The organism is Citrobacter sp. CK181 (assembly GCF_030333595.1).
Classification (GTDB): domain Bacteria; phylum Pseudomonadota; class Gammaproteobacteria; order Enterobacterales; family Enterobacteriaceae; genus Citrobacter_B; species Citrobacter_B koseri.
On the sequence record NZ_JAOWFN010000012.1, the window covers coordinates 272,368 to 286,958 of the forward strand.

General features: G+C 53.2%; 18 protein-coding genes. 13 read left to right on the forward strand and 5 right to left on the reverse strand.

Going from position 1 to position 14,591, the window contains the following annotated elements; genetic code table 11:
• Positions 1-50: 50 nt before the first annotated feature.
• From OGW17_RS10655 to rimJ, 3 genes are read right to left on the reverse strand one after another with little or no spacing between them, the layout of a single operon-like run.
• On the reverse strand, positions 51-974 hold the full coding sequence (locus tag OGW17_RS10655) for a Gfo/Idh/MocA family protein (RefSeq protein WP_071258234.1): 924 nt from the start codon (positions 972-974) through the stop codon (positions 51-53).
• Position 975: 1 nt separating this feature from the next.
• The gene (locus tag OGW17_RS10660; protein ID WP_071258235.1) at positions 976-1,623 is read right to left on the reverse strand and encodes a YceH family protein; all 648 of its coding nucleotides are present in this window, start codon (positions 1,621-1,623) and stop codon (positions 976-978) included.
• 10 nt (positions 1,624-1,633) lie between these two features.
• Positions 1,634-2,218, reverse strand: a complete 585-nt coding sequence (gene rimJ, locus OGW17_RS10665; RefSeq protein WP_024130443.1) for a ribosomal protein S5-alanine N-acetyltransferase — start codon at positions 2,216-2,218, stop codon at positions 1,634-1,636.
• Positions 2,219-2,578: 360 nt separating this feature from the next.
• Here rimJ and mdtH point away from each other — a divergent pair, with 360 nt between their 5' ends.
• The 10 genes from mdtH to OGW17_RS10715 all read left to right on the forward strand — a co-directional run bounded on the left by mdtH (position 2,579) and on the right by OGW17_RS10715 (position 10,081).
• The gene (mdtH, locus tag OGW17_RS10670; protein ID WP_071258238.1) at positions 2,579-3,787 is read left to right on the forward strand and encodes a multidrug efflux MFS transporter MdtH; all 1,209 of its coding nucleotides are present in this window, start codon (positions 2,579-2,581) and stop codon (positions 3,785-3,787) included.
• A gap of 63 nt (positions 3,788-3,850) precedes the next feature.
• Positions 3,851-4,498, forward strand: a complete 648-nt coding sequence (gene grxB, locus OGW17_RS10675) for a glutaredoxin 2 (RefSeq protein WP_024130444.1) — start codon at positions 3,851-3,853, stop codon at positions 4,496-4,498.
• A gap of 122 nt (positions 4,499-4,620) precedes the next feature.
• Positions 4,621-5,181, forward strand: a complete 561-nt coding sequence (locus OGW17_RS10680; RefSeq protein ID WP_024130445.1) for a lipoprotein — start codon at positions 4,621-4,623, stop codon at positions 5,179-5,181.
• Positions 5,182-5,285: 104 nt separating this feature from the next.
• On the forward strand, positions 5,286-6,329 hold the full coding sequence (gene pyrC, locus OGW17_RS10685) for a dihydroorotase (RefSeq protein ID WP_058668995.1): 1,044 nt from the start codon (positions 5,286-5,288) through the stop codon (positions 6,327-6,329).
• Positions 6,330-6,407: 78 nt separating this feature from the next.
• Positions 6,408-6,653 carry a DNA damage-inducible protein I gene (gene dinI / locus OGW17_RS10690; RefSeq protein ID WP_012132864.1) on the forward strand — a complete coding sequence of 82 codons (246 nt, stop codon included), beginning with the start codon at positions 6,408-6,410 and terminating at the stop codon, positions 6,651-6,653.
• Positions 6,654-6,942: 289 nt separating this feature from the next.
• Complete coding sequence (gene bssS, locus OGW17_RS10695; protein ID WP_012132867.1) at positions 6,943-7,197, forward strand: biofilm formation regulator BssS; 255 nt, start codon at positions 6,943-6,945, stop codon at positions 7,195-7,197.
• 194 nt (positions 7,198-7,391) lie between these two features.
• Positions 7,392-8,510 carry an N-methyl-L-tryptophan oxidase gene (solA, locus tag OGW17_RS10700; protein WP_071258240.1) on the forward strand — a complete coding sequence of 373 codons (1,119 nt, stop codon included), beginning with the start codon at positions 7,392-7,394 and terminating at the stop codon, positions 8,508-8,510.
• Positions 8,511-8,560: 50 nt separating this feature from the next.
• A complete protein-coding gene (locus tag OGW17_RS10705) occupies positions 8,561-8,674 on the forward strand; it encodes a YceO family protein (protein WP_047457560.1) in 114 nt (37 codons plus the stop codon).
• Positions 8,675-8,936: 262 nt separating this feature from the next.
• Complete coding sequence (locus tag OGW17_RS10710) at positions 8,937-9,509, forward strand: cytochrome b (protein WP_012132871.1); 573 nt, start codon at positions 8,937-8,939, stop codon at positions 9,507-9,509.
• Positions 9,506-10,081: a YceI family protein gene (locus tag OGW17_RS10715; protein ID WP_012132872.1), complete on the forward strand. Its 576-nt coding sequence runs from the start codon at positions 9,506-9,508 to the stop codon at positions 10,079-10,081. Before OGW17_RS10710 ends, OGW17_RS10715 begins: the two co-directional genes overlap by 4 nt.
• Positions 10,082-10,267: 186 nt before the next feature.
• Here the strand turns inward: OGW17_RS10715 and trhO are convergent, their stop codons facing one another.
• On the reverse strand, positions 10,268-11,320 hold the full coding sequence (gene trhO / locus OGW17_RS10720; RefSeq protein WP_071258242.1) for an oxygen-dependent tRNA uridine(34) hydroxylase TrhO: 1,053 nt from the start codon (positions 11,318-11,320) through the stop codon (positions 10,268-10,270).
• A 218-nt stretch (positions 11,321-11,538) separates the two neighbouring features.
• Between trhO and OGW17_RS10725 the strand changes: the two genes are divergently transcribed.
• The 3 genes from OGW17_RS10725 to OGW17_RS10735 all read left to right on the forward strand — a co-directional run bounded on the left by OGW17_RS10725 (position 11,539) and on the right by OGW17_RS10735 (position 14,300).
• Positions 11,539-12,459 (forward strand): Kdo(2)-lipid IV(A) acyltransferase, encoded by a 921-nt coding sequence (locus OGW17_RS10725; RefSeq protein ID WP_047457570.1) that lies wholly within the window; start codon positions 11,539-11,541, stop codon positions 12,457-12,459.
• A gap of 164 nt (positions 12,460-12,623) precedes the next feature.
• Complete coding sequence (mdtG, locus tag OGW17_RS10730; protein WP_071258243.1) at positions 12,624-13,844, forward strand: multidrug efflux MFS transporter MdtG; 1,221 nt, start codon at positions 12,624-12,626, stop codon at positions 13,842-13,844.
• Positions 13,845-13,925: 81 nt separating this feature from the next.
• Positions 13,926-14,300, forward strand: a complete 375-nt coding sequence (locus OGW17_RS10735) for a MysB family protein (protein WP_012132878.1) — start codon at positions 13,926-13,928, stop codon at positions 14,298-14,300.
• On the opposite strand, the gene OGW17_RS10740 is transcribed toward OGW17_RS10735, so the two are convergent.
• Positions 14,301-14,528, reverse strand: coding sequence for a YceK/YidQ family lipoprotein (locus tag OGW17_RS10740; protein ID WP_024130446.1), 228 nt, complete (start codon positions 14,526-14,528; stop codon positions 14,301-14,303). It abuts the gene before it with no gap.
• Between the last annotated feature and the right edge of the window lie 63 nt (positions 14,529-14,591).

Here is a 14,591-nt window from a genome sequence, read left to right on the forward strand (position 1 = left end):
ATATAGTACCTGGATTATGATGAATTACTACAGCCAGATGTTACAGGGCGTTATTCGCTCATTGCCTCGCGCCAGAGTTTCTCTACGACGCGCTGCGCCAGAATCGCCTGTTCGCCCGCCGTTTCAGGAACCGTCTGATTTTGCACGCATTCAATAAAATGACGGGCGCATCCGGCAAATCCACGTTGTTCCTGGGTTGTCTGCCAGCCCGGAATGGGTTTATGCACCACGCCCTGGCCGCGTTCCTCGCGCCATTCGCGCATATCCGTTACATCAAACAGGCCGCCGTCCGTCACCGCCCGCACACATTCACGCTGACTCCCGGCGCGACGGTGCATACTGGTGGTGATTTGCAACTGATCCGTCGAAAAATGGTGTTCGGCATACAGCATCTCGCCAAGATCGTTGGTCTGCAACGTGCCGCCGTTCAGTTGCGCCTTGCCGTCCGTCAGCCACAGCGCGGTGTCCACAACGTGCAGGTAGTCATCCAGCAGCGTGAAACGCAAATCATGCGGCCCGACGCTGTCCGTCCGGTGTTTATCCATACGGACAGAAGCGGCGGCGCCCAGTTGCGCTTTCAGATCACGGTAGAGCGGAGCGAAGCGTCGGTTAAACCCGACCATTAGCGTCAAATTTTTGCGCGCGGCCAACGCCACCAGCCGTTCCGCATCGCGCAGGTTTTCCGCCAGTGGTTTATCGACGCAGACATGAATCCCGGCATTGAGCAGTTCGCTCACCACCTCATAATGCGTCGCCGTACTGGAGTGGACGAAAATGGCGTCACAGGTTGACGCCAGCGCTGGCAACGACTCAACGTACGGCATCCGCCAGCTTTCACAAATGCGCAGCGCCTTATCCCGCGAAGGAGACCAGGCCCCCTGTAGCGTCCAGTCGCCGGATGCGCCCAGCACGGGCAACCAGGCTTTTTGGGCGATCCCCCCTAACCCAACAACACCGATACGTAATTTTTTCACGTTAGTCTCCCAGGTGCGCCAGGAGCGAATCAAGGCGCTGTTTCAGCTCCGCGACTTCGCCTTCCAGCGCCTCAACGCGCGCATGCAGATCGCCCGACGCCGCCTGCGGCGCGTCATCTGAACTCACCGGCTCATCGACTTCGCCGCAAAACAGGTGCATATACCGGCTTTCACGCTTACCCGCTTCGCGCGCCAGGCGCACTACGTAAGGGCCATCGTCACGGGCGGCAAGCTGTTCCAGCGTCGATTCCACTTCCGCCATATCGCTGAATTCATACATGCGGGATGCACGGCTGCGCAGTTCACCTGGCGTCTGGGCGCCGCGCAGCAGCAGCGTAGCGATCAGCGCCACCTCCGCCGGACTCAGTTTAAGATTGCCAAACTCGGAGTTGCAGAAGCGCTGTTCATATTTGGTGACGCGATTGCCGAAGCCGCTCACCGTTCGCAGAAAATGGCGTTTCACTAAGTTATCAAGCTGTTCCTGCACCTCATGTTCCGATAAGTTCATTACCGGTTCACGGTTGGTTTTTTGATTGCAGGCGGTAACCACGCCGTTAACCGAGAGCGGGTACTGCTCCGGCGTTGTCACCTGTTTTTCCAGCAGGCAGCCAATCACTCGCGCTTCAGTGGCGGTTAGTTCGTATTTCATCGTCCTCTCCTTAGCGACCGGGGGTCCATTCAGTCGTCGTCAACGCCGTCAGCACATGATCGCGCCACTGTCCGTCAATCAACAGGTAATCTTTCGCATACCCTTCTTTTTCAAAGCCGAGTCGCGCCAGTAAGTCGCCGCTGCGCTTATTATGCGGCATATAGTTCGCCATAATACGGTGAATATGTTGCGTACGCTGCATATAGCGAATCGCCGAGGTTAAGGCCTCATACATCAGCCCCTGCCCCTGCCACTTTTGTGCGATGGAGTATCCCAGATAACAGGCGTGGAATGAGCCACGCACCACGTTAGAAAAATTGGCCACGCCGATGATCTCTTTTTCTTCCGGGTCGAGCAGCGCGAAATAGAACGCTGAACCCTGTTTATGAAACTCGGCGATCATGCTCAGACGCGCCTGCCAGCCCGAAGGATAGCAGTGGCTTTCATCACGAACGGGTTCCCAGGGTTTTAAAAAATGACGATTTTCCGCGTAATAATCGGCCAGACGCCAGGCATCACGCTCATGTACTAAACGCACAACCAGACGGTCGGTTGTTAAGCGTACTTTTGGCACGTTACTGCGATAGCCAAACATTCTATACCTACTCCTTCCCGTAACGTCTTCACACCCTGATAACGTTACTATACCTGCGCCTGTACGCTCTGTGAAAAGTGCAAATCGTCATTTTTTGGCTTATTCACACATTTTGATGAAAACTCTCTATCAAGATGGACTTTTGATAAAAAAATATTGTCCCGGCAAAGGTGGGAAAAAACGCGCCGACACCGCAGAATAGAAGGTGCTCACCTTTTAAACTCAACAGAATTCGAGTTGCAGGACGGCGGCAAGCGAGTCACTCCCTGAAAGCGCACAGAAATACGTGGCCGGGGAGCGCGAACGCCGCCGACGCGCCTGCGACGTGAAGGATGACGAGTGTCTTTCCCGGGAGGGGAAATGTCGCGTGTCTCGCAGGCCAGGAACCTGGGTAAATATTTCCTGCTCATCGATAATATGCTGGTCGTATTAGGCTTTTTCGTGGTGTTTCCACTGATCTCCATTCGCTTTGTCGACCAGATGGGCTGGGCGGCATTGATGGTCGGCATTGCGCTCGGCCTGCGCCAGTTCATCCAGCAAGGGCTGGGCATTTTTGGCGGCGCGATTGCCGACCGTTTTGGCGCGAAGCCAATGATTGTTACCGGGATGCTTATGCGCGCAGCCGGATTTGCGACGATGGGGATCGCCCATGAGCCCTGGCTGCTCTGGTTTTCCTGCTTTCTTTCCGGGCTTGGCGGCACCCTTTTCGATCCGCCGCGCTCTGCGCTGGTCGTCAAGCTGATTCGCCCTGAACAACGCGGTCGTTTCTTTTCGCTGTTGATGATGCAGGACAGCGCGGGCGCCGTGACTGGCGCGCTATTGGGTAGCTGGTTGTTGCAGTATGACTTTCGTCTGGTATGCGCGACGGGGGCGGTACTGTTCGTTTTGTGCGCCGCGTTTAACGCCTGGCTGCTTCCGGCGTGGAAGCTGTCAACGGTGAAAATCCCGGTACGCGAGGGCATGGGGCGCGTCATGGCGGACAAACGGTTCGTGACTTACGTACTGACCCTGGCGGGATACTACATGCTGGCCGTACAGGTAATGCTGATGCTGCCCATCATGGTCAATGACATCGCGGGCTCACCGGCCGCCGTCAAGTGGATGTATGCGATCGAAGCCTGCCTCTCGCTGACGCTGCTCTACCCGATCGCCCGCTGGAGCGAGAAACGTTTTCGCCTGGAGCACCGCCTGATGGCCGGACTGCTGCTGATGTCGCTCAGTATGTTGCCTGTCGGGCTGGTCGGTAATTTACAGCAGCTCTTCACGCTCATTTGCACGTTCTATATCGGTTCGGTCATTGCAGAACCGGCGCGTGAAACGCTCAGCGCCTCGCTGTCCGATGCGCGGGCGCGCGGCAGCTATATGGGCTTCAGTCGACTGGGTTTAGCCATTGGCGGCGCGATAGGGTATATCGGCGGAGGATGGTTGTTCGATATGGGGAAAGCGCTGCAACAGCCTGAACTGCCCTGGATGATGCTTGGGGTAATCGGAATCATGACCTTTCTTGCGCTCGGCTGGCAATTCAGCCACAAACGGACGCCACGCGGCATGCTGGAGCCAGGCGCCTGATTTGATACCTGCTTTCATCTCCTCCATACTGAAAGAGAACCGACAGTTAAATGGAGGAGAAACGTGAAGCTTTATATTTACGATCACTGCCCTTTCTGCATCAAAGCCCGCATGATCTTCGGCCTGAAAAATATTCCCGTTGAGCTAAACGTCCTGGCAAACGACGACGACGCAACGCCCACCCGCATGATCGGCAAAAAAATGGCGCCCATTCTGCAAAAGGACGACAGCCGTTATCTGCCCGAAAGTATGGATATCGTCCATTATGTGGACAACCTTGACGGCAAACCCTTGCTGATCGGAAAACAGAACCCCGCGATTGATGAGTGGCTACGCAAAGTTAACGGTTACGCCAATCGCCTGCTCCTTCCGCGTTTCGCAAAATCGGCATTTGATGAGTTCTCCACGCCGTCGGCGCGGAAATACTTCACCGAGAAAAAAGAGGCCATGATTGGCGATTTTGGCGAAAATCTGGCGCATTCCAGTGGGCTCATCAAAAACATCAGCGACGATCTGCGCGCGCTGGATAAATTGATTGTGCAGCCCAATGCCGTGAACGGTGAACTGTCTGAAGACGATATTCATTTGTTCCCGTTATTACGTAACCTGACGCTGGTCGCAGGCATAAACTGGCCAACCCGGGTCGCTGATTACCGTGATAACATGGCAAAACAGACGCAAATCAACCTGTTATCGTCTATGGCCCTCTAATGCTTGTGGGTGGAGGCGCCATGCCGCCACCCTTTCAGTTTTTTCTGCTGGTGCGCGGCGTGCTGGTGCCACATGCTGCTTTGTGTCAGGATTACGACACGGGCATCATGTTGAGGAACCCCATGAAAAAGATTGTCTTTGCCGCTGCATTGTTGGTTAGCGGCCTGTTGGTTGGCTGCAACCAACTCACGCAGTACACGGTAAGCGAGCAAGAAATTAATCAGGCGCTTGAAAAACGGAATAATTTTTCCAAAGACATTGGCTTACCGGGCATCGCGGATGCGCATATTGTACTGACGAATCTCAGCAGCCAGATTGGCCGGGAAGAGCCCAACAAAGTCACGCTAACCGGTGATGCGAACCTGGATATGAGCTCCCTGTTTGGCAGCCAGAAAGCCACCATGAAACTGAAGCTGAAAGCGCTACCGGTCTTTAACAAAGAAAAAGGCGCGATTTATCTGCAAGAAATGGAAGTGGTGGATGCAACCGTAACGCCGGAAAAAATGCAATCGGTGCTGCAAACGCTGATGCCTTACCTGAATCAGTCGTTGCGTAATTATTTTAATCAACAACCGGCCTACGTTTTGCGTGAAGACAGCAGCAAAGGCGAAGCGCTGGCGAAAAAATATGCCAAAGGCATAGAGGTTAAACCGGGCGAAATCATCATCCCGTTCACCGACTAACGCACCAGGGCGCATTTGCGCCCTTTTTTTTCGTGCAAACGAAAACGTTTCCGCTTATCCTTGGTTTCCGGCAAAAATGACTATCCCCCAGCCGGAGCATATTAATGACTGCACCATCCCAGGTTTTAAAGATCCGCCGCCCAGACGACTGGCACGTTCACCTTCGCGATGGCGACATGTTAAAAACTGTCGTGCCTTACACCAGTGAAATTTATGGCCGCGCGATAGTGATGCCGAACCTGGCGCCGCCTGTTACGACGGTCGATGCGGCCATCGCATACCGCCAGCGCATTCTTGATGCCGTTCCTGCCGGGCATGACTTTACCCCACTGATGACCTGCTACTTAACGGATACGCTTGATCCTGATGAGCTTGAGCGCGGATTCCGCGAAGGCGTCTTTACCGCAGCAAAACTCTATCCGGCCAACGCGACCACCAACTCCAGCCACGGCGTCACCTCTGTCGATACGATCATGCCGGTACTGGAACGCATGGAAAAACTCGGCATGCCGTTGCTGGTACACGGCGAAGTTACCCATGCTGATATCGATATTTTTGACCGCGAAGCACGGTTTATTGAAACGGTGATGGAGCCGCTGCGCCAGCGTCTGACGGCGTTGAAGGTTGTGTTTGAGCACATTACCACCAAAGATGCCGCAGAGTACGTTCGCGACGGCAACGAGCTGTTAGCCGCCACCATCACGCCACAGCATCTGCTGTTTAATCGCAACCATATGCTGGTCGGCGGCATTCGCCCGCATCTGTATTGCCTGCCGATCCTCAAACGTAACGTCCACCAGCAGGCCTTGCGTGAACTGGTCGCCAGCGGATTTAGCCGTGCCTTCCTCGGTACCGACTCCGCGCCGCACGCCCGTCATCGGAAAGAAACCAGCTGCGGCTGCGCAGGCTGCTTTAATGCCCCGACGGCGCTTGGCAGCTACGCTACGGTCTTTGAAGAGATGAACGCCCTCGCGCATTTTGAAGCGTTCTGCTCACTCAATGGGCCACGGTTCTACGGCCTGCCGGTCAATGAAACCTACGTTGAACTGGTACGCGAAGAGCAGCTCGTCCCGGAAAGCATTACGCTTGCCGATGACTCACTGGTGCCCTTCCTGGGCGGCGAGCGCGTACGCTGGTCAGTAAAATAATAAAAAAAATGTGGCCAACTGTTGTAAGCCGGAAAGGTTAACTGTATAAATACACAGTATATTCAACAGGGGGCCATTATGCGTATTGAAGTCACTATAGCGAAAACGTCACCTTTGCCTGCTGGCGCGATTGACGCGCTGGCCGGTGAACTCTCCCGCCGTATCCATCACTCTTTTCCAGATAACGCGGGCAATGTTGTCGTCCGTTATGCCGCAGCCAACAATCTGTCGGTCATTGGCGCGACAAAAGAGGATAAAGAACGCATCAGCGAAATCCTACAGGAAACCTGGGAAAGCGCGGATGACTGGTTCGTCAATGAATAAAAAATGATATGCAGTAATGTTCGTTTTTGCCGGGTCGCCCCGGCTTTTTTATTTGCGCAACTGGTCGCTTTTTAATCCATTACTCAAAATAACTGCACAACATGCCAAAAAAATATGAATAACATGCTGTTTTATTGTGCACATAATTCTTAAAAAGAAGAAATTTATTCTGTCACCCTTTAAATTTCCAGTGAATAGCCTTATTTATTGATATACTGAAGTTGCTTCAGAAAAAAACACGCATTGAACCTCGAAAACCGTTGTCTTGTAACACGTATTAGGGGGCATAATGGAAAAGAATAATGAAGTCATTCAGACTCATCCGCTTGTAGGATGGGACATCAGCACCGTTGACAGCTATGATGCGCTGATGTTGCGTTTGCACTACCAGACCCCGAATCGCCCTGACCCTGATGGGACTGAAGTTGGTCAGACGCTCTGGTTAACCACCGATGTTGCCAGACAATTTATTTCGATATTAGAAGCAGGCATCGCCAAAATTGAATCTGGCGATTACCAGGAAAATGAGTATCGCCGTCATTAACGTGACGCGACCCCTCCACCCAAAGGCACCTTAAAAGGTGCCTTTATCGTTTCATACTCTCAATAATTCCACTGACAGAAAGTCGGCCGACAAACGCGCCGACGCGACGGCAATCCGAAAGCATGACGAGTATAACTTGTATATCTCAATTCACTTATTTACCCTGCAATAATCGCGATAGCAGAGAGAAGCTGATGAAATACGACTTAATCATTATTGGCAGCGGTTCCGTCGGCGCCGCAGCCGGATATTATGCCACTCGCGCCGGACTGAAGGTTCTGATGACAGATGCCCATATGCCGCCACATCAACAGGGCAGCCATCACGGCGATACCCGGTTAATCCGTCACGCTTATGGCGAGGGTGAGAAATACGTTCCTCTGGTGCTGCGTGCGCAAACGTTATGGGAAGAGCTTTCAACGCATAATGAAGATCCCATCTTCGTCCGCTCCGGCGTCATAAACCTCGGCCCGGCGGACTCGCCATTTCTGGCGAACGTGGTGCATAGCGCACAGCAATGGCAGTTGAACGTTGAGCAACTGGATGCCGCCGCCATCATGGCGCGCTGGCCTGAAATTCGCGTCCCTGACAACTACATTGGCCTGTTCGAAACGGACTCCGGTTTTCTGCGCAGTGAACTGGCGATCAAAACCTGGGTTCGCCTTGCCGAAGAGGCTGGCTGCGCGCAGCTCTTTAACTGCCCCGTCACCGCCCTTCACCACGATAACGACGGCGTTACCGTTGAAACCGCTGACGGCGAATACCGCGCGAAGAAAGTGCTGATCAGTGCCGGTACATGGGTACAGGCGCTGGTGCCGGAACTCCCCATCCAACCCGTTCGTAAAGTTTTTGCCTGGTATCAGGCTGACGGGCGCTACAGCATGAAAAATAACTTCCCGGCGTTCACTGGAGAACTCCCGAACGGCGATCAGTATTACGGTTTTCCCGCCGAAAACGACGCATTAAAAATAGGAAAACACAACGGTGGTCAGTTGATTCACTCACCGGAAGAGCGCAAGCCGTTTGCCGCCGTCGCCAGCGATGGTTCCGAAGCGTTCCCCTTCCTGCGCACTATCCTGCCCGGCATTGGCTGCTGCCTGAACGGCGCCGCCTGTACCTATGATAATTCCCCGGATGAAGATTTTATTATCGATACATTACCTGGACATGATAATACGCTGATCGTCACCGGTCTGAGCGGCCACGGCTTTAAGTTCGCCTCGGTATTGGGCGAGATTGCCGCCGATTTCGCACAGGGTAAATCGCCGGCTTTTGACCTGACGCCATTCAAACTGAACCGCTTTACGCAATAATGACCCAATGGCCTCGCAAACGGGGCCGTTTCTTTTTGAGGAGTCAGGCTGTGCGTCGTATTTTTCACTATCTGATCAATAATATTCGTGAGCATTTTATGCTCTACGTTATTTTATGGTCGCTGCTGGCCATCATGGACATTATTTATATCATGTTCTTTTAATTTATTTCAGCTGACAAAAATTGACAAAACCTGAGATTACTCTAACTTTCATTGTAATAATTTGACCAATAAGAAACCTCCCGCCCTCCTGCCCTATATAGATAAAACCGCTAATCACCTCGAATCTTCTGACGCAGAATGACAAATTCAATCAATTTTATTGAAATAAAAACAAATATCGCCAGGATTGTTATTTATTAGTTGCATTAATGTCTCTAACAGGTCATTTTCATTCTCTCCTGAAATATCCATTGGTGTGTTTATGCAATTCAAAAATACTCCTCAGCGCTATGGCGCCATTTCTGTATTGCTTCACTGGCTGGTCGCCATTGTTGTATACGGCATGTTTGCCCTGGGTTTATGGATGGTGACGCTCAGCTATTACGATGGCTGGTATCACCAGGCGCCGGAATTGCATAAAAGTATCGGCATCCTGCTAATGATGGGGCTGGTTATACGTGTTTTCTGGCGTTTCGTCTCACCACCGCCAAAGGCGCTGAAAAGCTATTCACGCCTGACCCGTCTGGGTGCGGCGGTGGGCCACCTTGCGCTGTATCTTCTGCTCTTCGCCATTGTGATCAGCGGCTATCTGATCTCAACCGCCGACGGCAAACCGATCAGCGTGTTTGGGTGGTTTGACGTGCCCGCCACGCTGGCCGACGCGGGCGCTCAGGCCGATCTTGCCGGTAGCCTGCACCTGTGGCTGGCCTGGAGCGTTGTGATTTTGTCTGTTCTGCATGGGCTAATGGCCCTGAAGCACCATTTCATCGATAAAGACGACACCCTGAAGCGTATGCTGGGGAGATCGTCACCTGACTATGGAGTTGAAAAATGAAAAAAAGCCTGCTGGGACTGACTTTTGCTTCCCTGTTATTCACCACTGGTTCTGCAATCGCGGCAGACTATAAAATTGATAAAGAGGGACAACACGCCTTCGTTAACTTCCGTATCCAGCACCTGGGTTACAGCTGGCTGTACGGGACGTTCAAAGATTTCGACGGGACATTTACCTTCGATGAAAAAAATCCGGCAGCGGATAAAGTGAACGTCACCATTAACACCAACAGTGTTGATACCAACCATGCGGAGCGTGATAAGCACCTGCGTAGCGCTGATTTCCTGAACGTGGCGAAATTCCCGCAGGCGACGTTTACCTCGACCAGCGTGAAAAAAGATGGCGACGAGCTGGATATCACCGGCGACCTGACGCTCAATGGCGTCACCAAACCGGTCACGCTGGAAGCGAAGCTGATCGGCCAGGGTGACGATCCGTGGGGCGGGAAGCGCGCGGGCTTTGAAGCGGAAGGTAAAATTAAGCTGAAAGACTTCAACATCACCACCGACCTCGGCCCTGCATCGCAGGAAGTCGATCTGATTATCTCGGTGGAAGGCGTACAGCAGAAGTAACGAATGCCGGATGACGGCTTCGCCTTATCCGGCCTACAGCAACACATATTGTATTGTAGGCCCGGTAAGCGGAGCGCCACCGGGCACAATGGCGGATAGCGGCATCGCCTTATCCGGCCTACAGCAGCACATATTGTAGGCCCGGTAAGCGGAGCGCCACCGGGCGTAATGCCGGATGGCGCTACGTTATTCCGTCGGGTCGGGAATGCCCAGTTGGGTATTCAGACGGCCACGCGATTTATTGAAGATTTTATTGCCATTCTCACGGCCAGCGCGGCGACGGCGCTGTTCCTCTTCCGGCAAACTGCTCTCTTCACAGCACAGCTCGCTACAGCAGCCTTTAAACTTCTCGGCGCAAGCCGGGCACTGAATAAACAGCAGATGGCAACCATCATTTTTACAGTTGGTATGGCTGTCGCACGGAGCGCCGCACTGGTGACAATGCGCGATAACCTCATCAGAGATCCGCTCTCCCATGCGCTCATCAAACACAAAGTTCTTACCAATGAAACGCACCGGCAGTCCCTGCTCGCGCGCCTTACGCGCGTACTCAATGATGCCGCCCTCAATGTGCCACACTTTGTTAAAACCGTTATGCTTCATCCAGGCGCTGGCTTTTTCACAACGAATACCGCCCGTACAGTACATGACGATTTTCTTGTCTCTATGCTCCTGCATCATTTCAACAGCTTTCGGCAACTGTTCGCGGAACGTGTCAGCCGGAATTTCCAGCGCATTTTCGAAATGCCCCACTTCATATTCGTAGTGGTTACGCATGTCGATAAACACGGCATCAGGATCGTCCAGCATGGCGTTCACTTCCGCCGCTTTCAGGTACTCGCCAACGTCGCTGGCATCAAAATTCGGATCGTCGATACCATCGGCCACAATCCGCTCGCGTACTTTCATACGCAGCACCCAGAAGGACTTACCGTCATCGTCCAGCGCAATATTCAGACGCAAGCCGTTTAATGCGGGATCAAACGCATACAGCTGCTCACGAAACGTCGCGACCTGACTTTGCGGCACGCTGATCTGTGCGTTAATGCCTTCACGCGCCAGATAAACGCGACCAAAAACATTCAGCGAGGTAAACATCTGGTACAACGCGTCGCGCGTGCTCTGCGGATCGACGATCGTGAAATATTTATAAAAAGAGATGGTCGTGCGCGGCTCCGTTTCAGCTAACATCCGGGCTTTAAGCGCATCGTTCGAAATGCGGTTGTGTAACACTGGCATGGTGTACGTATCCTGCAATCAGTAAAAATGAAATCGGGCGGCATCATAAAGCAAACATCGCCAATTTACATCCACACATTTTGCGCTACATTTCATTCTTCATACTAAGAAATTAACAACAATTGCCGCTTTTATCGTCGTTCTCCAACCACAAATTTTTGCTGTACACGAAAAAATGCGACAATACAGGGAATTGCTCGTTTACAGACAGGATAGAGATGACGAATTTACCTAAGTTCTCCGTTGCGCTACTGCATCCACGTTATTGGTTAACCTGGCTGGGTATTGGTGCTCTTTGGTTGGTCGTGCAATTGCCCTACCCGGTGATTTACAAACTGGGTTGTGCAATGGGACGCCTGGCGTTGCGTTTTATGAAGCGCCGCGCCCGCATCGCCTATCGTAATCTTGAATTGTGTTTTCCGCAGATGAGCGAGCAAGAACGCCACCAGATGGTGGTGAAGAACTTCGAGTCTGTCGGGATGGGCGTGATGGAAACCGGCATGGCCTGGTTCTGGTCCGACCGCCGTATTTCACGCTGGACAGATGTCAGCGGCGTTGAGCATATCCGCGACGTTCAGGCCCGGGAGCGAGGGATTCTGCTGGTTGGCCTGCACTTTCTGACGCTGGAGCTGGGCGCGCGCCAGTTTGGTTTGCAACAGCCTGGCATTGGCGTTTATCGTCCGAATGACAATCCGTTGCTCGACTGGCTACAGACCTGGGGACGTATGCGCTCCAACAAATCGATGCTCGATCGCAAAGACCTGAAAGGCATGATCAAAGCGCTGAAAAAAGGTGAAGTGGTCTGGTATGCGCCGGATCATGACTATGGCCCGCGCGCCAGCGTGTTTGTCCCGCTGTTTGCCGTGGAACAGGCCGCCACCACGTCAGGAACCTGGATGCTCTCCCGAATGTCCAACGCCTGTCTGGTGCCGTTTGTTCCGCGTCGTAAACCCGATGGCAAAGGCTATGAGCTGATTCTCCTGCCGCCGGAATGCTCACCACCGCTGGATGACGCCGAAACCACCGCAGCCTGGATGAACACGATCGTAGAGAAATGCATCATGATGGCGCCCGAGCAATACATGTGGTTGCACCGCCGTTTCAAAACGCGTCCTGAAGGTATGCCTTCCCGTTACTGATTCATCAGGTGCAGCCGGGCGACGGTTGCACCTTCTCAATCGCCTCTTTTAGCTTTAAAAGCTACTCACATTGCCGCCCTCAGCAGGCAGGCGCATAATAAGAGAGTATTGCCTTATTTTTATTCTGATGATAGCGCAAACAGCGCATCACACTGCGGATCGCTATGTCACCCTCTGATGTCCCCATAAACTGGAAACGCAATCTCACCGTAGCCTGGCTGGGCTGTTTTTTGACCGGCGCGGCGTTTAGCCTGGTGATGCCATTTTTACCCCTCTACGTTGAGCAGCTCGGCGTAACGGGCCACAGCGCGCTGAATATGTGGTCGGGGCTGGTTTTCAGTATCACCTTCCTGTTTTCCGCTATTGCCTCGCCTTTTTGGGGCGGGCTGGCCGATCGCAAAGGGCGAAAGATCATGCTGCTGCGCTCAGCCCTCGGCATGGCGATGGTTATGCTGCTGATGGGGCTGGCGCAGAACATCTGGCAGTTTCTGATCCTGCGCGCATTGTTAGGTCTGCTCGGCGGATTTGTGCCAAACGCAAATGCGCTTATCGCCACTCAGGTGCCGCGTAATAAGAGCGGCTGGGCGTTAGGAACGCTTTCTACTGGCGGCGTCAGCGGCGCATTGCTCGGCCCTCTGGCGGGCGGATTACTTGCCGACCAGTACGGATTACGCCCTGTCTTTTTCATCACCGCCAGCGTGCTGTTGGTCTGTTTCTTACTGACGCTCTTTTTTATTCGCGAGCGTTTTCAGCCTGTCAGCAAAAAGGAGATGTTGCACGTCCGGGAGGTCGTTGGCTCACTAAAAAACCCAAAGCTGGTTTTGAGTCTGTTCGTCACCACGCTGATCATTCAGGTTGCAACCGGATCGATCGCGCCTATTCTGACGTTATATGTGAGAGAGCTAGCCGGTAACGTCAGCAATATCGCATTTATCAGCGGAATGATCGCCTCGGTGCCCGGCGTTGCGGCGTTGCTCAGCGCGCCCCGGCTCGGCAAACTGGGCGATCGCATTGGCCCCGAAAAGATCCTGATTACCGCCCTGATTATCTCTGTCCTGCTGCTGATCCCGATGTCATTCGTACAAACGCCCTGGCAGCTTGGCGTGCTGCGCTTTTTACTTGGCGCGGCGGACGGCGCCCTGCTCCCTGCCGTACAGACTCTGCTGGTCTATAACGCCAGCAATCAGATCGCCGGGCGCATCTTCAGTTACAACCAGTCATTTCGCGATATTGGCAACGTCACAGGCCCGTTAATGGGGGCGGCTATTTCTGCCAGCTACGGTTTTCGCGCCGTGTTTTGCGTCACCGCAGGCGTCGTGTTGTTCAACGCAATTTATTCGTGGAACAGCCTGCGGCGGCGCAGAGAGACCCTCGCGGCAAAATGATTTTTGCGCTTTCATACTTGCAAAACCGGAGAATCAGCTATTCTTTCCCTGAATACCTCATCAAATCAAAGGGAGACAGTGATGACTATGTACGCCACGCTGGAAGAAGCCATTGATGCAGCCCGTGAAGAGTTTCTGGCTGACAACCCGGAACTCGAACAAGATGAAGCCAATGTTCAACAACTCAATATCCAGAAATACGTGCTACAGGATGGCGACATCATGTGGCAAGCCGAGTTTTTTGCCGATGAGGGCGAAGAAGGCGAATGTCTGCCAATGCTGAGTGGCGAAGCGGCGCAAAGCGTCTTTGACGGCGATTATGATGAGATAGAGATTCGTCAGGAGTGGCTGGAAGAGAACACTCTGCATGAGTGGGATGACGGTGAATTTCAGCTCGAGCCGCCTCTGGATACCGAAGAAGGCCAGACTGCGGCGGATGAGTGGGATGAGCGTTAACTACTCATAAGGGCCGTGGTGTATATCCAGCGGCAGCAGCAGCGTATCAAAAACCAGTGAAAACGGCAGATCGAGAACCGTGACATAGCGCCACGCGGAATCCCGGACATCCCACTGCACGCCGGGATAGTATTGATTGCCGTGCCCTTGTCCGGGGATCGTCCTGCTAATGATGCTGCCGCACCCGCTCAGAAGTAGTGCCATTACGCCAACCACGATTATTCGCACCGGATACCTCATTCGTCGTTTTGTTCAGTATAAAAAAATACCGGCAGCAGGCCGGTATTTTCA